Genomic DNA, 19,856 nt, shown 5'->3' with positions numbered 1-19,856 from the left:
ACAAGCAGGATAATGGTAATGGTGAATCGCAACACGTTGGTCACTTTGGTGGTTGGAGCTGTGCTGGGCGTCGGTTTGAGCGTGGCCGGCATGGCGACGGCGGAAAAGGCGCGTGAGGATGCCTCGCCCAATACCATTCCTTATGAGGATTTACGCACCTTCTCCGAAATTTACGGCCGGATCCGGCAGGATTACGTCGAGCCGGTCAGCGACAACAAACTGCTCACCGACGCCATTCGCGGCATGCTGGCCGGTCTCGATCCCCATTCCACCTATTTGGACGAAGAGGAATACAACGAACTGCGCGTCGGCACCACCGGCCAGTTCGGCGGCCTCGGCATCGAAGTGGGCATGGAAAACGGCTTCGTCAAAGTCATCAGCCCCATCGACGACACCCCGGCCCAGCGGGCCGGCATCAAGGCGGGCGACCTGATCATCCGCTTGGACGACAAGCCGGTGAAAGGCATGAGCCTCAACGACGCGGTCAAAATGATGCGCGGCGAGCCGGGCAGCGACATCGTCCTGACCGTGGTGCGCGAAGGCGTGGACCAGCCGCTCAAGATCAAGCTGACCCGCGACATCATCAAGGTGAAGAGCGTCAAGAGCCGGATGCTGGAAGAGGGTTATGGTTACGTGCGCATCACCAGTTTCCAGTCCCACACTTCGGACAACATGCTGGAAGCGCTCAACGAGCTGAAGAAAAAAGGCGACTTGAAAGGCTTGGTGCTGGACTTGCGCAACAACCCCGGCGGCGTGTTGAACGCGGCGGTGGCGGTGAGCGACGCCTTCTTGGAGAGCGGTTTGATCGTGTACACCGAAGGCCGCATCGAAGACGCTAAAATGCGCTTCAGCGCCAAGCCGGACGATTTGCTCAAGGGCGCGCCCATCGTCGTGCTGATCAACTCCGGTTCGGCTTCCGCCTCGGAAATCGTCGCCGGCGCCCTGCAAGACCACAAGCGCGCCATCATTATGGGTGAAAAATCCTTCGGCAAAGGCTCGGTGCAGACCATCCTGCCCACCAGCAACGGCGGCGCGATCAAGCTGACCACGGCCCGTTACTACACGCCGGCCGGCCGTTCCATCCAGGCGGAAGGCATCGTGCCCGACGTGGCCGTGTCCAAGCTCAAGCTGGAAGCGGTATCTCAACCGGAGTTCGAGCCGATCAAGGAGGCCGATTTGAGCCGTCACTTGAGCAACGGCAACAAGAAGTCCGGCGACACGAAGAAGGAAGTGGAAAAGGACAAGGAAGGCGCCAAGGACGAACCGTTGGCTGTCAGCGACTACCCGCTCAGCGAGGCGTTGAACTTGCTGAAAGGCATCGCCATCATGGGCCAGCAGAAAAAAGCCGGCCTGTAAGCGATGGCATGACAAGCCGGCTGAGCGTTGAGCGCTCAGCCGGCTTTTTCACGCGGGGCCCCTGCTTCGGTTTCCGGGGGCTTGCGGCGAACATAATGCCCGAAGCGGCGGATACTCCAGGCATTTCATGGAATTGTTAGCATGCTGAAACTCTACAACACCCTTACTCGGCAAAAAGAAGCCTTCGTTCCCATTCAGCCCGGCAAGGCCAGCATGTATGTGTGCGGCATGACGGTGTACGACTATTGCCACCTGGGCCACGCCCGCGTCATGGTCGTGTTCGACATGATCGCCCGTTATTTGCGCCACAGCGGTTATGAACTGACCTACGTGCGCAACGTCACCGACATCGACGACAAGATCATCAGGCGGGCGGCGGAGAACGGCGAAACCATCCAGGCGCTGACCCAGCGCTTCATCGACGCCATGCACGAGGACGAGGCGAATCTGGGCGTGCTGCCGGTGGACGTGGAGCCGCGCGCCACCACCTCCATCGCCGACATGCTGAACATGATCCAGACCTTGATCGACAAGGGTTACGCCTACGTGGGCGACAACGGCGACGTGTACTACGCCGTGGCCAAGTTCAATGGCTACGGCAAGCTGTCCGGCAAGAATCCCGACGATTTGCGCGCCGGCGAGCGGGTGGGCGTGGACGAGGCCAAGCGCGATCCGTTGGATTTCGTGTTGTGGAAAGCCGCCAAGCCGGGCGAGCCGCAATGGGACGCGCCCTGGGGGCCGGGCCGGCCCGGCTGGCATATCGAATGTTCGGCCATGTCCACGTGTTGCCTGGGCCATCATTTCGACATTCACGGCGGCGGCATGGACTTGCAGTTCCCCCACCACGAAAACGAAATCGCCCAGTCGGAAGGGGCGACCGGGGAACAGTTCGTCAACTATTGGCTGCACAACGGCTTCGTGCGGGTGGACGAGGAAAAGATGTCCAAATCCCTGGGCAATTTTTTCACCGTGCGGGAAGTGCTCAAGGCCTATCCGCGTCCCGGCACCATCCGTATGTTCATTTTGTCCAGCCACTACCGCAGCCCGCTCAACTACGCCGAGGAGCAGCTGGATAAGGCCAAGGCCGATTTGACCACCCTTTATACGGCGCTGCGTGACGTGCCGGCGGCGGCGGAAGCGGCGGCGGGCGACGCCTATAAGGCGCGTTTCCGCGAGGCCATGGACGACGACTTTAATACGCCGGCCGCCGTGGCGGTGCTGTTCGAACTGGCGCGGGAGGTCAACCGCCACAAGCAGGCGGGCGATACGACCGCCGCCGCCGGCTTGGCGGCGACGCTCAAGGGGTTGGGCGGCGTGCTGGGCCTGCTGCAAGACGAGGCCGAGGCCTGGTTGAAAGGTTCACTGGATTTGGGCGGCGGCGGTTTGTCCGATGCCGACATCGAAGCACTGATCCAGCAGCGATTGGATGCCCGCAAGAACAAGGATTGGGCCACTTCCGACCGCATTCGCGACGAGCTGAAGGCGCAGGGCGTGATTTTGGAGGATGGCGCCGGCGCCACCACTTGGCGACGGGAGTAAGGCGGAAGGCGAGAGCGGTTCCGCCGCCCCGGGGCTAGGGGGCGGGCAACGGCGCAGGGGGGCCAGCCAACGCTTGCGTTCCGCCCTGCCGCGCTAAGTCTTATTCTTCGCTGTCTTCGGAGTCGTCGTCCTCGGCCGGGGTTGCCGGGGCGGCACCGTCGCTTTTCTCGGTTTTTTCCGCTTTCTTCAAAGCCAGCAACTGCTGGGCGATGCCTTCGGTCAGGTGGAATTGCAATTTCCAATCCGGCCGCACCAGGATGGCGTCGGGTTCGCGCTGGGCGACGAGGAACTCCACGCTTTGGCCGTCGGCCAGGCGGATCGTGGCTTTCTCCGTCGGCATTTTTCCGTCCATGGGCGTGTAACTGCGCACGTCGTAAGCGCGGGCGTTTTTCCAGGCCTCGGCCATTTCGTAGAGCGGGGCCGCTTCAGCCTGCGGCGGCTCGGCCGTCCATTTGCCGTCCTTGTCCTTGCTCAGCTTCAATCCCGGCAGCTCGATGCCGTGGATATTGGCATTTTCCGGCAGCAGCTTTTTCTCTACGTAATCCGTGGGCGCGGCGGTAAGGTGCTGGTAGAAGTTGTCCGTTACCAGGTGCAGGCTGTTGCCCAGCTTGACGTAGCGTTGCTGCTGGATGGGGTCGGAACCGCCGAATTCCAGGACCAGATCGCCCAAGGCCAGGGTGGCGTTGGGCGGCGCCAGCTGGAATTTGGCCAGCTGCGCCGCGTCCACCGGGTATTGGGTGTCGCTGGGCGCCGACGGGATTTTCAGCAATTGCTCGACGCGGTTTTCCGCCGCCGGCACGTCCAGGGGCTGGGTCAGGCGCCAGTGGCCGTCGCGCTTTTCCAGGGTGAAATTCTGCCGGCCGGAAACCTGGATCTTGTTGATCGATTGGGTATCGATCTGCGCCAAGGGGTGGGGTTCGTCTTTTTTCTTGCCCGGTTCCAAAACCACCAGCAGGCCAAGGACGGCGACGACGGCGAGCAGGGCCAGATTGAGTTTCATTTTGTCGCTCATGGTTTAACGCCCCCTTCTGCGGAACCAGATCAACGTGCCGCCGCCGATCAACAGCGCCGGGATAGCCACCAGGAAACCGACGCCTATTACCGCGGAAGCGCTTTTCGAGAGCTCAAGCTTGGCGTCGCTGGCCGTTTTGGCGGGGATGTTGATGAGCTGGTCGTTGTGGCTGAGCCATTGCACCAAATTCAGGCCCAGGTTGAGGTTGCCGCCGTTGCCCAGGTAGGTGTTGGACAGGAAGTCGCCGTCGCCCAGCACGAAAATGCGTTGTTCGCGGGATTTGGCTTGTTTGGTCTCGCCTTCCTTAGGCGTGGCGGCGGCCTGCGGCACGTCGCGCACCAGGGCGTAGCCGATGGTGAGCGGGCCCTCCTTTTCGCCGCTGTCGGCATTGAAGCGGATGTCGCCTTTGAGCGGGCCGATTTCGGTCCAGGAGCGCGCCAGGGTGCGCAGCACGGCGGTGGCGTGGAAGTCGGCGTCCTTGCCCGATTGCAGGGCGGCGGCCACCGGGAACAGGGTCAGTTCCTTGAAGTCGGCGGTAATGGGGTGGTGGACGTATTCCGCCACCAGCGCGAACGTGGGATCGTCGATGCCGAACAGCTGGGTGCTGGCGTCCACCACCGTGCCGGGCAGGAAGGTCAGGTTCAACTGCTCCGCCAGGGCTTGCAGGCCGTGCTGGTCGCCCGGATCGGCCAGCCACAGCAGGTTGCCGCCTTTTTTCACATAGTCCTGGATCAGGCCCACTTCGCCGGGCAGCAGGTTGGCGCGCGGGCCGGCGATGACCAGGGCGGTGGTGTTGGCGGGTATGTCCGGCGTTTTCGCCAGGTTGAGCAGGGCGAGGTTGACGCCTTTGCGCTTCAATTCCTGGCCGAACTGGCCCAGGTCGAAATTGGCCTGCCCCAACGGCGAGCGCTCGCCGTGGCCTTCCAGGAACACCAGGTTTTGTTCCTTGCTTTGGGCCAGGCGTTGCAGGGCGTTGGTGACGGCGGCTTCGTTGAAGTCCTGCACTTTTTCGATGCGGCCCTGGTAGGCGATGACCATTTCGCCGTCCAGGGTGATGCCCATTTCCCGCGTCTGGTCCGGGTTGGTATCCGGATTGACGAAGGCGAGGCTGACGTTGTTACTGCGGCGGCTGTAGCGGCCGATCAAATCGCTGACCTGGTCGCGCAAGGTGCGGTTGCCTTCACGGGCATAGGACGTCACGGTGACCGGCTCCTTGATCAGGTCCAGCACTTTGGCGCTGGCTTCCGACAGGGTGTTGCGACCGCCGGCGGTCCAGTCGAATTGGGCGGTGTAGCGGGTGCTCAGCCACGCGGCCAGACCCACCACGGCCAGGAACAGTACGGTAAACAGCAGATTTTGCAGGCGGATTTGCGTGTGGATTTTTTGGGTGATCTTCATTTCTGCAACCTGTCGTTATCGAGGCGGTGAATGCTCAGCACCAGGAAGGTGAAGATGAATAGCAGGAAGTAGATGAGGTCGGTGGTGCCCACCAAGCCCTTGAGCAGGCCGTCGTAGTGGCGCAACAGGGACAGGTAGTGCAATACGCTGTCCGATTTGTCGCCGCCGTTGCTGTTCCAATCGACGATCCACAGCAGCAACAGGGCGCCGAAGCTGCCCACCGCGGCGGTGGTCGGCTGGCTGGCCAGGGTGGAGACGTACAGTCCCACCGCGGCGAAGGAAGCCAGCAGCAGCGACAACGCCAAGGCGCAGGCGGCCAGTTTGCCGAAGTCCAGCCCGCCGCCCAGCAGCAGGGACAAGGGCATGAGCAGGATCATGCCGACCATGATGAGCAGGAAAGCCAGAGTGCCCAGGTATTTGCCCAGGATGATGTCGGCCATGGACACCGGCGCGCTGAACAGCAGGCTCAACGTGCGGTTGCGCCGCTCCTCGCTGATGAGGCGCATGGTGATGAGGGGCGTGACCAACAGCAGGATCACGCCGGCGTTGCCGAACAAGGGCGCGACGATGAGGTCGGTGACCCCCGGCGCGCCGTCCATGCCGGCGATGCGCGGTTGCAGCTCCATGTAATAGTCCAGCTGGGACAGGAACATAAAGCCGAGGATCATTTGCACCACGCCCAGGATGGACCAGGCCAGGGGGGAAAAAAACAGGCCGCGCAGTTCGCGGGCGGCGATGACCAGGGCGCTCATGCTTGGACCTCCTTAACGGCTCCCTCGCCCAAGTGGGGAGGGGCTTGTTGGGTGATTTCCACGAATATTTGCTCGATGGTGCGCTTTTCCGGGGTCAGTTCGTACAGGCCCCAGTTTTGCGCCACGGCCAGGGCCGCCACCTGTTCGGCCGGGTTGGCTTGCTTGTCGTGGAAAATGCGGATGCGGTTGTGGTCCAGCGCTTCCACCGACTTGACGCCGGCGATGGCCGCCAGCTTGGCCTGATCCGCCGCTTGGCGGGTGGCGATCATCAGGCTGGAGGCGCCCATGCGCTGTTCCAGGCCCTGGATGGTGTCGTTCAGCACCAGTTCCCCCCGGTGGATGATCTGCACGCGGGAGCAGCTTTCCTGTACTTCCGGCAGGATGTGGGTGGAGAGGATGATGCCGTGCTCGCGGCCCAGGTCGCGGATGAGCTGGCGGATTTCGCGTATCTGGATGGGGTCGAGGCCGACGGTGGGTTCGTCCAGGATGATGACCGCTGGGGAGTGCAGGATGGCCTGGGCGATGCCCACCCGCTGTTGGTAGCCCTTGGACAGGTTGCCGATCAGCCGGTCGCCGACGTCGGTCAAGCCGCAGCGCTCTTTGGCGTTGTCCAGCGCCGCCTTGGTTTTGTCCTTGGCGACCCGATGCAGGCCGGCGCAGTAGTGCAGGTACTCGTCCACCGTCAGGTCCCGGTAGACCGGCGGGTTTTCCGGCAGATAGCCCAGCTCCGCCTTGGCTTCCTTGGGGTTGTCGAGAATGTCGATGCCGTTGATGCGGATTTGGCCGGAGGAGGGCGCCAGGTTGCCGCAGATCATCTGCATGGTGGAGGACTTGCCGGCGCCGTTGGGGCCGAGAAAGCCGAGGATTTCGCCTTTCTCCAGGGTGAAGCTGACGTTGTTCACCGCCAGGTGGTCGCCGTAATAGCGATACAACTGTTCGACTTGGATCAGTGTGTTCATAAGCCGGTTGTGAGATTTCGAGTTGTTGTGATGGCGCGGGGCAGGGCGACGGTCATAGGCGCCACAGCGTGCCGGTTATGCAGCATGGGGGCGCCGCCGCATGAATACAAGTGAATTGACCTTTGTTGGCGTTTATTTTATAGATAGCGGCTGTTGGCTGGTAATCCCGTGTGGGAAATCATGCGCAAGGATGCTCGTATCGCTGGTTCGCCGCATGTGCTCGGGGCGTGGGGCGATTCCCCCTGTAGCGGATAGTGTGCGCTGCCGGAAGTCGGCACAAGCGCCGAGAGGCTTTCGGCCATACTCCCAACAACAAAAATAACGGCATGGCGGCAACGCCTTGCTTGAGCAACGGAGCAAGAGGCAGCAACGATGATAATAGGCGTACCCAAGGAAATCCACGCGGGGGAAAAGCGCGTGGCAACAACGCCGGAGGTGGTGGAAAAACTCAAAAAGCTGGGTTTCTCCGTCTCCATCGAATCCGGCGCCGGCGCGGCGGCGAATTTTACCGACGAGGCTTACCGCGAAGCCGGGGCGACCATCGTGGATAGCGCCCAGGCTTTGTGGTCCTCGTCCGACATCATCTTCAAGGTGCGCGCGCCGGAAACCCATCCCGAGCTGGCAACCGACGAAGTGGAGTTGCTCAAGGAAGGGAAAACCCTGGTCAGCTTCATTTGGCCGGGACAGAATTCCGAGCTGATGGAGCGTTTGGCGGCCAAGAACGTCACCGTGCTGGCCATGGACAGCGTACCCCGCGTGTCCCGCGCGCAGAAGCTGGACGCCCTGAGTTCCATGGCCAATATCGCCGGTTACCGGGCGGTGGTGGAAGCCTCCCACGCCTTCGGCCGTTTCTTCTGCGGCCAGATCACCGCCGCCGGCAAAGTGCCTCCCGCCAAGGTGTTCATCATCGGCGTCGGCGTGGCCGGCCTGTCCGCCATCGGCGCGGCTTCGGGCCTGGGTGCGATCGTTCGCGCCAGCGACACCCGCCCCGAGGTGAAGGACCAGGTTAAGAGCATGGGCGCCGAGTTCGTCGAGGTGGACTACCAAGAGGAAGGCACCGGCGTTGGCGGTTATGCCAAGGTCATGAGCGAGGGCTACCAGAAAGCCCAGCGGGAAATGTATTTCCGCCAGGCCATGGACGTGGACATCATCATCACCACCGCGCTGATCCCCGGCAAACCTGCGCCCAAGCTGATTACCGCCGGCATGGTGGAAAACATGAAGCCGGGCAGCGTCATCGTCGACTTGGCGGCCGAACAGGGCGGCAACTGCGAACTGACCGTGCCGGGCGAGGCCGTGGTGCGCCACGGCGTCACCATCATCGGTTATACGGATCTGCCCAGCCGCCTGGCTAAACAATCCAGCCAGCTCTACGCCACCAACCTGTGGCGTTTGTCGGAAGAATTATGTAAGAACAAGGACGGCGTCATCGACGTCAACATGGAGGACGAAGTCATTCGCGGCGCCACCGTCATCAAGAACGGTGCCATCACTTGGCCGCCGCCGCCGCCGAAGATTTCCGCCCAGCCGCAAATGGCGGTGGCCGCGCCTCCGGTGGAGGCGAAACCCGAAGGGCGCAAGCTGCCGGACTGGATCAAGTCGACCCTCTTGCTGGTCACGGCCGGCGCGGCGCTGTTCGGCCTGGGGCTGGTGGCTCCGCCGGCGTTCATGTCCCACTTCACCGTCTTCATCCTGGCGTGTTTCGTCGGGTATATGGTGATCTGGAACGTGACCCCGGCCCTGCACACGCCCTTGATGAGCGTCACCAACGCCATCAGCGGCATCATCGTCATCGGCGCCTTGCTGCAAATCGCTCCGCCGGAGGTTAAGGACACCATCAGCGGGTCCATCGCCGACTTGATCGTGCGCCACGAAGGCCACGAACATTCCATCATTTCCGTGGTTATCCCCGTGTTCGCCGGCTTGGCGATCCTGTTGGCGACCATCAACATCGTCGGGGGCTTCATGGTCACCCAGCGCATGTTGAAAATGTTCAGACGCTAAGGGGGCGGACATTATGCTTAATCAAGGACTTGTAACCGTCTCGTACGTCGCCGCCACCATCCTCTTCATCCTGAGCTTGGGGGGGTTGAGCAACCCGGAAACAGCGCGACGGGGCAATTTATACGGTATGGTCGGCATGGCCATCGCCATCGTTGCCACGGTGCTGAGCGACTCGGTGCACGGCTACATCGCCCTGCTGGCCTGCATGGCCGTGGGCGGCAGCATCGGCGCGTTCGCCGCCATCAAGGTGAAAATGACGGAAATGCCCGAGCTGGTGGCCATGCTGCACAGCTTCGTCGGCTTGGCCGCCGTGCTGGTGGGCTACGCCAGCTATGTGGACCCCAATGCCCACATGGTGGGGGTGGAGCGAACCATCCATGACGTGGAAACCTATCTGGGGATTTTCATCGGCGCGGTGACTTTTTCAGGGTCCATCATCGCCTTCGGCAAATTGTCCGGCCGTATCGGCGGCAAGCCCATGTTGTTGCCGGCGCGTCATTGGATCAACCTGGCCGGCCTGATCGTCGTGATCTTCTTCGGTAAGTTGTTCCTCGACGTGGAAACCGCCAGCGGCGGCTTGTTCCCGTTGTTTGTCATGACCGCCATCGCCTTGGCGTTCGGCATCCATATGGTGATGGCCATCGGCGGCGCCGACATGCCGGTGGTGGTGTCCATGCTCAACAGCTACTCCGGCTGGGCGGCATCCGCCACCGGCTTCATGCTGAGCAACGACCTGCTCATCGTTACCGGCGCCTTGGTGGGGTCTTCCGGCGCCATCCTCAGCTACATCATGTGCCGCGCCATGAACCGCCACTTCCTGTCGGTGATTGCCGGCGGCTTCGGCAGCGAAGGCGGCGCGCCCGCTGCGGCGGGCGGCGTCCAGCCGGAAGGCGAGGTCACTCCCGTCAGCGCCGAAGAAACCGCCGAACTGCTGCGCGATGCGCAAAGCGTGGTCATTGTGCCGGGTTACGGCATGGCCGTGGCCCAGGCCCAGCACACGGTATACGAAATCACCAAACACCTGCGCGACAAAGGCGTCAACGTGCGTTTCGCCATCCACCCGGTGGCTGGTCGCATGCCCGGCCACATGAACGTGCTGCTGGCGGAAGCCAAGGTGCCTTACGACATCGTGTTGGAAATGGACGAAATCAACGAGGATTTCCCGGAAACCGACGTGGCGATGGTGATTGGAGCCAACGACATCGTCAACCCGGGTGCCCAGGACGATCCCAACAGCCCCATCGCCGGCATGCCGGTATTGGAAGTTTGGAAGGCCAAGACCAGCATCGTCATGAAGCGCTCTATGGCTTCCGGTTATGCCGGCGTGGACAATCCGTTGTTCTACAAGGAGAACAACCGGATGCTGTTCGGCGATGCCAAAAAGATGTTGGACGAGGTGCTGGGGGTGTTGCGGGGGTGAGAAACCCGGCTCGCCGCCGCTAAGGCATCTTAAGGAAGCCGGCGCTGTTTAGCGCCGGCTTTTTTATTTGGTTTTCCCATTGTCATTGCGCCGGATTGCGGCTTAGGGCGGGCATACGCCGGCCGCCCAGTCGTCCGGTAAACGCGAGGCGTTAAAAAGCCGGCATAGTGCGCCGGCTTTTTTTCGTCGGTATCCGCCGTAACCGGCAATTACCTTTGGGGGGACGAGGCTCTGGTCGGGCCGTATAGCCTGGGACGGCGTTTAACGGCGGCGGCCGCGTTGGCCGGCAGGGCCTTTATCCAGGTTGACGTAGATGGAGTTGCCTTCGAATTCGGTGCCGTCGAGTGCCGCGATGGCGGCGCGGGCTTCGTGGCCTTCCATGTTGACCAGGGCGGTGCCGCGTACTTTGCCGGTGAACAAATCGCGATTCAGCTTGAGGGAATGGACTTTGCCATAAGTGCTGAATAAAGCAGTCACATTGGCTTCGTTGGTGTTGGGAGGTAAACCGCGGACAAAAAGTGTCAACATACGTTGCCCTATCCTTTTTAGAAGTGGGTGAAACAGAAATGCGCCAGTCAATGGCGCATTAGAACCGCAGAGGAAAAGCAGACCTTTGCCGGTCTGCTTTTGGTAAGGCGGGCGTTTGTTCTTATTTTTTACAGTACGGCAACGTTATCGGCTTGCGGGCCTTTTTGCCCGGCTACTTCGATAAAGCTAACGCGCTGGCCTTCCTTCAATGTTTTATGGCCTTCACCCTGAATAGAACGGAAATGCACGAACAAGTCGCTGCCGTTCTCGCGCTGAATGAAGCCGAAACCTTTGGTTTCGTTGAACCATTTGACGGTCCCGGTTTGCTGTTGTGACATAGTAAGTCTCTTGTAAAATTGTGTGCTGGGTGCGCCATGCGCCCAAAAGCCCCGCAGGCTGCCGGTAACGTGGCGGCGTATTTCAGGATGGCTGGAAGTTTGGGCAGGAGCGGTCCCGGAAGGGGCAGAATCTACACTAGCTTACTGTGTGCGAACCTAAATACAACGGCCCAAAAGTAGAGGAAAAGGGCAGTCGTGTCAAGCGCCGAGCGGCCTTGGCGTCGCTGGTCCGCCGTTGGCCGGCGCATCGGGGAGGCGTTGTTTTTTCGCGATGGTCCCGTGGCGGCTGAGTAGAGACAACAGTCGAGGAAATTTTCTGTGTGGGTGCAAAAACGTATCGTGCTGAAGCCTCGTGCGCGGGGCTTCCATTTGGTAACCGATGAGGTGCTGAGCCAGTTGCCGGAGCTCGGCAGGTTTCGGGTTGGGCTGGCCCATTTTTTTATCCAGCACACTTCCGCGTCCTTGGGATTGAATGAAAACGCCGATTCCGACGTAAGGCGGGACATGGAGGCGCATTTCAACCATTTCGTTCCCGAGAGGCAAAGTTATTATCGCCACGTGCTGGAAGGGGCGGATGACATGCCGGCGCACATCAAGTGCTTGACCATCGGCAGCAGCATTACCGTGCCGATTGCTCAGGGCGTGTTGGCGCTGGGGACTTGGCAGGGCATTTATTTGGGCGAACATCGCGATGAGGGTGGGGCGCGTATAATCATCGCAACCCTTAACGGCGAATAATCATTTGACGAGGCTGCCATGAGAACGAACGTTGTAAGTGCACTGCTGGCCGCTGGCTTAGCGTTGGCTTGTTTCCCCCTGACCGGCTTGGCGGAAAGCGCGTGGGACAAGGAAACGCCCGCGGTGGCCGGGGCCATGGAAATCACCGTTTATCGCAGCCCGAGTTGCGGTTGTTGCGGCAAGTGGCTGGAGCACATGGCAAAACACGGATTCCAGGTAAACGACATGGTGACCGAAGACATGGACGCCATAAAACGGAAATTTGGCGTATCGCCGAAACTGGCTTCCTGCCACACGGCGTTTATCAACGGCTACGTTATCGAGGGCCACGTGCCGGCAGGCGATGTGAAGAAGCTGCTGACGGATAAGCCCGCCGTAGCAGGCATTGCCGTTCCGGGCATGGTGTCCGGAAGTCCCGGTATGGAAATGGGGGGCAAGAAAGAGCCCTTCGCCGTGCTGTCTTTCGATAAGGCCGGCAAATCGGCAGCGTTCAGCGAATATTCGTCTTACTAAAGGCGGCGGCGGGATGTCTCGTTGTGTGCTTGCCGGCGACGTGGGAGGCACGAAAACGCTGCTGGCCCTGTATCGTTGCGAGAACGGTGCGCTGGGATTGCTGCGCGAGGCGCGTTACGCCAGTGGGGATTATTCGGGGCTGCCGGAAATCGCTGCAAGTTTTTTAGGCGGCGAGCGGCCTCACTCCGCGTGTTTTGGCGTGGCGGGGCCTGTGGCGGACGGCCGTTGCCGGATCACCAATCTTCCCTGGTCGTTGGAAGAGGGGCAGCTGTCCCATGCGTTGGGCGGTGTTCCTGTTAAGTTGCTCAACGATTTGGAGGCCGTCGCCTTGGGGTTGTTGCGTGTGCCGGCGACGGCTTTCCACGATCTTAACTCCGGTCGCGCCCAGGCCGGCAATATCGCTGTGATTGCCGCAGGCACTGGCCTTGGTGAAGCCGTGTTGCATTGGGACGGGGCAGCGTATGCGGCCATTGCGGGGGAGGGCGGGCATTGCGATTTTGCGCCGATGGATGCGCAGCAGGATCGTTTATTGGCCTTTTTGCGCGAGCGCTTTGCCGGCCATGTAAGTTATGAGCGCATTTTGTCCGGCCACGGGCTGCGCGCGGTTTACGAGTTTTTTCTTGGCGAGGGTTTGGCCGGGCCAGGGCCCGGGTTGCTCGAAGCCTTGCAGGACGGCGATCCGGCTGCGGCTATCGCGCAATACGGCTTGGAGGGACGCGACGAGGCCTGTCGCCAGGCGTTGACGTTGTTCGCCCGCGTGTATGGGCAAGAGGCGGGCAACTTGGCGCTCAAGTGTTTGGCGAGAGGCGGGGTATTGCTGGCCGGAGGGATCGCGCCGAAATTGTTGCCAATACTGAAGGACGGTCCTTTTATGGCCGGATTTTGCGACAAAGGCCGCTTTGCCGCCTTGCTGCGGGATATGCCGGTGAGGGTTTGTCGGGACGCCCAGGCGCCCTTGTTGGGTGCGGCGGCCACGGCACAGGCCTTGTTGAGGTAAGCGCTGGCCATGGGGCATCGCTTCAACGATGTGGGCGAGCCCGAACAAGAAAAATTATTCGAGATACAGCGGGCGATTTTGTTGCAAGAGATCGCCAATGATGCCCGTTCGACGGCCGCTTACACAGGCCGCAACACCTTTTCAGCCCGGGTGATGGACGCCATGCGGCGGGTTCCCCGCCACGCTTTCGTGCCGCCCAGCGCTTCGGCGCAGGCTTACTGCAACAGGCCTGTCCCCATCGGCTTCGGCCAGACGATTTCTCAGCCTTATATTGTCGCGTTGATGACGGATCTGCTGGATTGCGATTCGCAGGACGTCGTTTTGGAGGTGGGGACCGGTTGCGGTTATCAGGCCGCGGTACTGGCGGAAATTGTTCGACGAGTCTATACCTTAGAGCGAGTGCCTGAATTGGCGGAGTCGGCAGCGCGGCGACTGGGCCGCTTGGGGGTCGACAACGTCCAAGTGATTGCGGCGGACGGCTATTTCGGTTTTCCGGCCCACGCCCCCTACGACGGGATTATTGTAACGGCGGCGGCAGAGGCCGTGCCTCCGGCGCTTGCGGAGCAACTTAAGCCCGGAGGGCGGTTGGTGATTCCGTTGGGGGTGCCTTACGGCGCCCAGCAATTGGTGCGGGCTGTAAAACAGCCCGACGGCGGGTTGTCGAGCCAAGCCGTTTTGCCCGTGGCCTTTGTCCCGTTTCGGCACTAGGGCGTAGAGGATGCCCCTCGGAGACGTATTCACAGTGACAGTTGGACGTCTAAGGTGTTTTCTCAACTAGCACGAGGAGTAGCACGCATGGCAAAAATCTGGATTCTCGCAGCGGAAAGCAGTCGTGCCGTTATTTACGCGGTGGAGTCGCGCGTTAAACCTTTGAAGACGGTTGAAAGTTTTTCCCATCCGGAAGGCAGGGAGCTGGAGCAAGATATGATCTCCGATCGTCCGGGGCGCGCCTTCGACACAACCGGATTGGGCGGACGTCATGCCATGGGAAAGGAAGTTGACCCGAAGCGCCATGAGGCTCAGGTCTTCGCCAAGCGCCTGGCTGACCGGTTGGATCACGGGCGTACTCAAGGCGATTTCGATCAGCTGATGTTGGTTGCTCCCCCGGCGTTTCTCGGGTTGCTGCGTGAAAGCCTCAACGATCAGACGCTCAAGTTGGTGAGCCAGTCTGTGGATAAAAATCTGGTGCAGGCGGGGGAGCAGTCTATTCGCGACAATTTGTTTGCCTAGCTTGTTTAATTCGACGATGTAGCGGTGATTCCAGCGCCGGTCCTTCAGGGGCCGGCGATGTTCGTTCAGGGGGCGGTATCGTCGTGGCCGCATCCCGTCGATTGGAGGCGGCCATGTAAGGCTGTTCCAGCTTAGTTCTGGGCTTGCCGCAAACCTAAAGTTTTTTAAGGGCGGGCCGCAAATAGAGATGAAAAGAAGTGGCGGCGTAGTTTTCGCCGGCGGTAGGGTAAGGAAGGTGTTTGAAACTTCTAAAGTTGCCGTCAGTGCCGCCGATAAAACAACTGAACATGATTGTTTAGCCGATTTCTCGGCACAACTAGGAGAAAGGCCATGTCCGTAATTAACACCAACATGATGTCCCTGAACACTCGGCGCAATCTGGAGCAATCCCAGTCGAGTTTGGCAACGACCATGGAGCGTTTGTCTTCGGGTCTGCGCGTGAACAGCGCGAAGGACGACGCGGCAGGCTTGGCTATCGCCGCGCGCCTGAGCTCTCAAATCAACGGCATGAACGTCGCCATGCGCAACGCTAACGACGGCATTTCTATGGCGCAAACGGCGGAAGGCGCGATGAGCAACCTGGGCGACATGCTGCAGCGCATGCGCGACCTGGGCATCCAGTCCATGAACGGCAGCAACGCCTCCGGTGACCGGGCCAACTTGAATACGGAGTTCAAGCAGCTGGCGTCGGAACTGCAACGCGTGATCAACTCCACCACCTTCAACGGCAACGCGATTCTGAACGGTAAAGCGTACAGCACCACCTCCGTGGTTGTTTTCCAGGTGGGCGCAGACGCTATGGCCAACAACAAGATCTCCATCCGGATGAGTAACTTGTCGAACGGCAAGATGAAGTCGGTGTTCTCGGGTGGCACGATTTCGAAGGTTTCGGCGGCCAGTGCCTATGTCAAAGCCATCGATAGCGCCATCACGCAGGTGACCACGCTTCGCGCAAAACTGGGCGCCGTGCAGAACCGACTGACGAACACCATCACGGGTTTGCGTATCGCCACGGAAAACCAGTCGGCCGCCCGTTCCCGTATCATGGACGCCGACTTCGCATCGGAAACGTCGAACCTGAGCCGTTCGCAGATTCTGCAGCAGGCCGGTACGGCGATGCTATCCCAGGCGAACTCCGCACCGCAGCAGGTGTTGAGCTTGCTCAGATAATTGGGCTGAGGCAGCTTCTTCCCGCCCCTAGGTGGGGCGGGGAGGAAACGAAACAGCCGGTTTAAAAGGCAAAAAGGGCGCGTGTTTCCTCGTACAATCGATTTTCGACGCTCCCTTTATGTAGCTTATAGCCGAACCTTCGGCACGAATTAGGAGAAAGGCCATGTCCGTAATTAACACCAACATGATGTCCCTGAACACTCGGCGCAATCTGGAGCAATCCCAGTCGAGTTTGGCAACGACCATGGAGCGTTTGTCTTCGGGTCTGCGCGTGAACAGCGCGAAGGACGACGCGGCAGGCTTGGCTATCGCCGCGCGCCTGAGCTCTCAAATCAACGGCATGAACGTCGCCATGCGCAACGCTAACGACGGCATTTCTATGGCGCAAACGGCGGAAGGCGCGATGAGCAACCTGGGCGACATGCTGCAGCGCATGCGCGACCTGGGCATCCAGTCCATGAACGGCAGCAACGCCTCCGGTGACCGGGCCAACTTGAATACGGAGTTCAAGCAGCTGGCGTCGGAACTGCAACGCGTGATCAACTCCACCACCTTCAACGGCAACGCGATTCTGAACGGTAAAGCGTACAGCACCACCTCCGTGGTTGTTTTCCAGGTGGGCGCAGACGCTATGGCCAACAACAAGATCTCCATCCGGATGAGTAACTTGTCGAACGGCAAGATGAAGTCGGTGTTCTCGGGTGGCACGATTTCGAAGGTTTCGGCGGCCAGTGCCTATGTCAAAGCCATCGATAGCGCCATCACGCAGGTGACCACGCTTCGCGCAAAACTGGGCGCCGTGCAGAACCGACTGACGAACACCATCACGGGTTTGCGTATCGCCACGGAAAACCAGTCGGCCGCCCGTTCCCGTATCATGGACGCCGACTTCGCATCGGAAACGTCGAACCTGAGCCGTTCGCAGATTCTGCAGCAGGCCGGTACGGCGATGCTATCCCAGGCGAACTCCGCACCGCAGCAGGTGTTGAGCTTGCTCAGATAGTTGGGCTGAAGAGGTAATTAGGTCGCTCCGCCTGGCGGGGCGGCCTAAGTTGAAAGCGATAAGGGGCGCATAGTTGATGCTCCCTTATTTTATTGGAGGGCCGCAAAATGAATGCGCTAACTGTAGGTACGTCATCGGCTGTGTCGGTCACTAGTAGTGCCAATACGCGCGTTCGTACGAATGGGGCGTCGGAGGGCGAAGCATCATCGGATGATCGAGGTGTAGGAGGTAACCAGCCTGCTTCTGCGCAAAAAGGCGGACAGGCTACGGATGTCGGCGCGCTTCGCGATTTGGTTCATAAGGCCAACGCGGTCATTGATGCCGTGGGAAGCGGGTTGCGTTTTCGCATTGACGACGCCACGGGTTCGGTGGTGGTCAAAGTGGTTGATCAGGCGAGCGGGGATGTTATCCGGCAGATTCCCAGCGAAGACATGCTGGCTTTGAAACAGCGTCTCGAAGGGCTGGATGCCGCATCCAAAAGCCAAAAAGGCTTGATTGTTGCCGGTAAGGTCTGATTCGACCCTGGTTTTAGCACCACCTGACGAGCCAGTCTCCATCTTTCGGTATCAAGAAGTCTGACGTTGGGCCGATAACTGGAGCAGAGGCGAGCGATTTGCTAAGTCTGCCGCAGTCGGCAGGTTGTTTCGAATTAAGTAGCGAGCGGGTGCGAGGAGGCTATATGGCTATTACATCAGGCATTGGTGTTGGTAGTGGTTTGGATATCGGGAGCATTGTCCAGAAATTGGTGACGCTAGAGGGTCAGCCCGCCACCGACCAATTAAACGCAAGACAGAGTGCTGCGCAAACCCGTCTCAGCGCTCTCGGGACATTGAAGGGGGCGTTGTCTTCCTTCCAGACGGCCGTACAGAGCTTGAAGAGTTCCTCAACCTTTAGCGCTCTGGCGGCGACTTCCTCGAATACTGCGCTGTTTACCGCGACTGCCAACAGCAGCGCTGTGGCTGCGAACTATTCCATTGGTATTACGCAGCTGGCGCAGGCCCAGCGGCAGACGTCGGCCTCCCACGCAACTGCAGCGACGTTTGGCGTTGCGGGGGATACCCTGAATATCGCCGTTGGCGGGGTGGGCGTGAATGTCACTTTGGGCGCGGATACTACCCTTAGCGGGATTGCTGCGGCCGTCAACGGCACCGCGAATATCGGTGTGACTGCCAGCGTCATCAACGACGGCGCCGGCAATTCGTATTTGAGCTTTACCTCGAAATCCACCGGATCCGCTAACACAGTCAGCGTATCGGCTACCACGGCGGATCCTAACTTGACCGCTTTGGCTGGGGAGTTGTCGGTCGCGAACGGTTCCCTTCCTGTGGCTCAACAGGCCCAAAACGCGAGCTTCACGGTGAACGGCGTGACGGCTACATCCAGTAGCAATACGGTCACCGGCGTCATTCCCGGCGTAACCCTGACGTTGAATAGCGTCGGTGCGGCCGCAGCCACTCCTAATTTGAACGTTGCCGTGGACCAGACGGCTATCAATAAAAAAGTGGATGACTTCGTCGCCGCATATAACAGCCTGCAGCAGGTAACAAAAAACCTGGGGAATTACGACAGCTCAACCAAACAAGGTGGCCCGTTGGTTGGTGATTCGACGCTACGCTCGATAGTGGGCCAGGTGCGGAGTGACGCTACCGGCGTGGTATCGTCGGTGTCAGCCGGCAGCAATTACAACTCGCTGGCCATGCTGGGTATCCAGGTGGATCGATACGGCGTCATGTCGGTGGATAAAACCAAGTTGGCTGCCGCTGTAACTGCCAACAGTAATGCGTTGAGCGACGTGTTCTCCTCCTCCAATGGCGTGGCTGTTCGGTTGGATAGTCGGATTAGCTCTTATGTGCAGGCCGGCGGATTTTTGGATACGCAGACGACAGGACTCAACAAAACTCTGCGCGATGTGAGCCAGGGGCGTTTGGACTTGCAGAACCGTTTGGACGCATTCCAGGCTAGCCTACAAAAGCAATTTACCGCCATGGATGTGGCCGTGGGTACGATGAACAGCACGTCAAGTTGGTTAAGCAGCGCGCTAAGCAAATTGTAATGTGTTATGCGGTTCGAAAACGTAAACTTAAGGAAATGGTATTATGTACGCTATGTCTAGAAATTTAACGAATCCATACGCTGATGCTTACGTTCAGACCAGTGTGCAGGAGGCGTCCCCGCATCGCTTGATTCATATGCTCATGGAAGGTTTTTTGGGGAGGGTCGCCGCCGCCAAGGGTGCGATCGAGCGGGGTGACATCGCCTTGAAAGGGGAGAGCATCACCAAGGCGATCGCAATCGTGGGTGGGCTCGATGATTGCCTGGACATGGAGAAAGGCGGGGAGTTGGCCAGTAATCTTCGGGCGCTTTATGTTTACATGGGCGAGCGTTTGCTGGATGCCAACATCAAGAACGACGTAGCTATTCTGGATGAGGTTTCCCGGCTGATGCGGGAAATCAAAAGCGGATGGGAATCTATTCCAGAAGAATTTCGTAACGGTGTTTCAGCCTAGTAGCTAGCAGAGGCAGTGCGTGTGGCAGAGGAAAGCGCACTAAGCGAACGGGTTGGCCGTGTGCTTGAGCTCAGTTCGCGAGCGTTGGCGCTGGCGTCGGGCGAGGAGAGCGGGCAATGGGAAGCATTGGCCGAAGTGGTTGCCGAGCGGCAAAGCGCTATCGAATCGGTTTTTGCGTTGCCGTTGGTTGAGTCCGATTTCCCCAAAGTTAGAGAAATGGCGGAATCGATACGCGAAACCGATGCGGAAATATTTCTGCTGGTGAAGCAAAAAAAACAATCGATAGCTCAACAGTCCGTGGCGCTTGCTTTGGGGCAACTTGCCCGCTCCGCCTACTTGGCGAGCGAAAACGACAATCTTTAGCGCCCGCCAGTTGCAATTTTGGGGCCCCG

General features: G+C 59.9%; 21 protein-coding genes. 15 read left to right on the top strand and 6 right to left on the bottom strand.

Features of this window, described 5'->3' with window-relative positions; genetic code table 11:
- Nucleotides 1–18 precede the first annotated feature (18 nt).
- The gene (locus K5607_RS11370) at nt 19–1,356 is read left to right on the top strand and encodes a S41 family peptidase (protein WP_221047062.1); all 1,338 of its coding nucleotides are present in this window, start codon (nt 19–21) and stop codon (nt 1,354–1,356) included.
- Nucleotides 1,357–1,497: 141 nt separating this feature from the next.
- A complete protein-coding gene (cysS, locus tag K5607_RS11365) occupies nt 1,498–2,895 on the top strand; it encodes a cysteine--tRNA ligase (protein WP_221047061.1) in 1,398 nt (465 codons plus the stop codon).
- Between the two features lie 100 nt (nt 2,896–2,995).
- On the opposite strand, the gene K5607_RS11360 is transcribed toward cysS, so the two are convergent.
- Genes K5607_RS11360 through K5607_RS11345 form a run of 4 tightly spaced genes read right to left on the bottom strand, consistent with a single transcriptional unit; the run spans nt 2,996 to nt 7,016 of the window.
- Nucleotides 2,996–3,907 carry a DUF4340 domain-containing protein gene (locus K5607_RS11360; protein WP_221047060.1) on the bottom strand — a complete coding sequence of 304 codons (912 nt, stop codon included), beginning with the start codon at nt 3,905–3,907 and terminating at the stop codon, nt 2,996–2,998.
- Nucleotides 3,908–3,910: 3 nt separating this feature from the next.
- On the bottom strand, nt 3,911–5,305 hold the full coding sequence (locus tag K5607_RS11355) for a GldG family protein (protein ID WP_221047059.1): 1,395 nt from the start codon (nt 5,303–5,305) through the stop codon (nt 3,911–3,913).
- Nucleotides 5,302–6,057, bottom strand: a complete 756-nt coding sequence (locus tag K5607_RS11350; protein WP_221047058.1) for an ABC transporter permease — start codon at nt 6,055–6,057, stop codon at nt 5,302–5,304. Before K5607_RS11350 ends, K5607_RS11355 begins: the two co-directional genes overlap by 4 nt.
- The gene (locus tag K5607_RS11345) at nt 6,054–7,016 is read right to left on the bottom strand and encodes an ABC transporter ATP-binding protein (RefSeq protein ID WP_054773376.1); all 963 of its coding nucleotides are present in this window, start codon (nt 7,014–7,016) and stop codon (nt 6,054–6,056) included. Before K5607_RS11345 ends, K5607_RS11350 begins: the two co-directional genes overlap by 4 nt.
- A 372-nt stretch (nt 7,017–7,388) precedes the next feature.
- On the opposite strand from K5607_RS11345, the gene K5607_RS11340 reads away from it, so the two are divergent.
- Both K5607_RS11340 and pntB read left to right on the top strand, forming a co-directional pair.
- Nucleotides 7,389–9,020, top strand: a complete 1,632-nt coding sequence (locus K5607_RS11340; RefSeq protein ID WP_221047057.1) for a Re/Si-specific NAD(P)(+) transhydrogenase subunit alpha — start codon at nt 7,389–7,391, stop codon at nt 9,018–9,020.
- Between the two features lie 13 nt (nt 9,021–9,033).
- Nucleotides 9,034–10,440, top strand: coding sequence for a Re/Si-specific NAD(P)(+) transhydrogenase subunit beta (gene pntB, locus K5607_RS11335; protein ID WP_221047056.1), 1,407 nt, complete (start codon nt 9,034–9,036; stop codon nt 10,438–10,440).
- 261 nt (nt 10,441–10,701) lie between these two features.
- Here the strand turns inward: pntB and K5607_RS11330 are convergent, their stop codons facing one another.
- Nucleotides 10,702–10,968 carry an RNA recognition motif domain-containing protein gene (locus tag K5607_RS11330; RefSeq protein WP_054774054.1) on the bottom strand — a complete coding sequence of 89 codons (267 nt, stop codon included), beginning with the start codon at nt 10,966–10,968 and terminating at the stop codon, nt 10,702–10,704.
- A 128-nt stretch (nt 10,969–11,096) separates the two neighbouring features.
- Nucleotides 11,097–11,306, bottom strand: coding sequence for a cold-shock protein (locus tag K5607_RS11325; RefSeq protein ID WP_054774055.1), 210 nt, complete (start codon nt 11,304–11,306; stop codon nt 11,097–11,099).
- A 318-nt stretch (nt 11,307–11,624) separates the two neighbouring features.
- Between K5607_RS11325 and K5607_RS11320 the strand changes: the two genes are divergently transcribed.
- The 11 genes from K5607_RS11320 to fliT all read left to right on the top strand — a co-directional run bounded on the left by K5607_RS11320 (nt 11,625) and on the right by fliT (nt 19,827).
- Nucleotides 11,625–12,044: a secondary thiamine-phosphate synthase enzyme YjbQ gene (locus tag K5607_RS11320; RefSeq protein WP_054774056.1), complete on the top strand. Its 420-nt coding sequence runs from the start codon at nt 11,625–11,627 to the stop codon at nt 12,042–12,044.
- 18 nt (nt 12,045–12,062) lie between these two features.
- Nucleotides 12,063–12,557, top strand: coding sequence for a DUF411 domain-containing protein (locus K5607_RS11315; RefSeq protein ID WP_054774057.1), 495 nt, complete (start codon nt 12,063–12,065; stop codon nt 12,555–12,557).
- 13 nt (nt 12,558–12,570) lie between these two features.
- Nucleotides 12,571–13,554 (top strand): glucokinase, encoded by a 984-nt coding sequence (glk, locus tag K5607_RS11310; RefSeq protein WP_054774058.1) that lies wholly within the window; start codon nt 12,571–12,573, stop codon nt 13,552–13,554.
- A gap of 9 nt (nt 13,555–13,563) precedes the next feature.
- Nucleotides 13,564–14,262, top strand: a complete 699-nt coding sequence (locus K5607_RS11305) for a protein-L-isoaspartate(D-aspartate) O-methyltransferase (protein WP_221047055.1) — start codon at nt 13,564–13,566, stop codon at nt 14,260–14,262.
- Nucleotides 14,263–14,349: 87 nt separating this feature from the next.
- Nucleotides 14,350–14,784: a host attachment protein gene (locus K5607_RS11300; RefSeq protein WP_054774059.1), complete on the top strand. Its 435-nt coding sequence runs from the start codon at nt 14,350–14,352 to the stop codon at nt 14,782–14,784.
- Nucleotides 14,785–15,114: 330 nt separating this feature from the next.
- Nucleotides 15,115–15,954, top strand: a complete 840-nt coding sequence (locus K5607_RS11295; RefSeq protein WP_054775070.1) for a flagellin N-terminal helical domain-containing protein — start codon at nt 15,115–15,117, stop codon at nt 15,952–15,954.
- A gap of 163 nt (nt 15,955–16,117) precedes the next feature.
- Nucleotides 16,118–16,957: a flagellin N-terminal helical domain-containing protein gene (locus K5607_RS11290; protein ID WP_054775070.1), complete on the top strand. Its 840-nt coding sequence runs from the start codon at nt 16,118–16,120 to the stop codon at nt 16,955–16,957.
- A gap of 107 nt (nt 16,958–17,064) precedes the next feature.
- Nucleotides 17,065–17,472: a flagellar protein FlaG gene (locus K5607_RS11285; protein WP_082411414.1), complete on the top strand. Its 408-nt coding sequence runs from the start codon at nt 17,065–17,067 to the stop codon at nt 17,470–17,472.
- Nucleotides 17,473–17,636: 164 nt separating this feature from the next.
- Nucleotides 17,637–19,010 carry a flagellar filament capping protein FliD gene (fliD, locus tag K5607_RS11280; protein WP_221047054.1) on the top strand — a complete coding sequence of 458 codons (1,374 nt, stop codon included), beginning with the start codon at nt 17,637–17,639 and terminating at the stop codon, nt 19,008–19,010.
- Between the two features lie 43 nt (nt 19,011–19,053).
- The gene (gene fliS / locus K5607_RS11275; RefSeq protein WP_082411408.1) at nt 19,054–19,464 is read left to right on the top strand and encodes a flagellar export chaperone FliS; all 411 of its coding nucleotides are present in this window, start codon (nt 19,054–19,056) and stop codon (nt 19,462–19,464) included.
- Nucleotides 19,465–19,485: 21 nt separating this feature from the next.
- Nucleotides 19,486–19,827, top strand: coding sequence for a flagellar protein FliT (fliT, locus tag K5607_RS11270; protein WP_162232320.1), 342 nt, complete (start codon nt 19,486–19,488; stop codon nt 19,825–19,827).
- Nucleotides 19,828–19,856: the final 29 nt, after the last annotated feature.

It is taken from the genome of Methylogaea oryzae, assembly GCF_019669985.1.
In the GTDB taxonomy this organism is placed as follows: Bacteria; Pseudomonadota; Gammaproteobacteria; order Methylococcales; family Methylococcaceae; genus Methylogaea; species Methylogaea oryzae.
The sequence above is the reverse complement of the archived record's forward strand: the minus strand, read 5'-3'. Positions and strand labels throughout refer to the sequence as shown.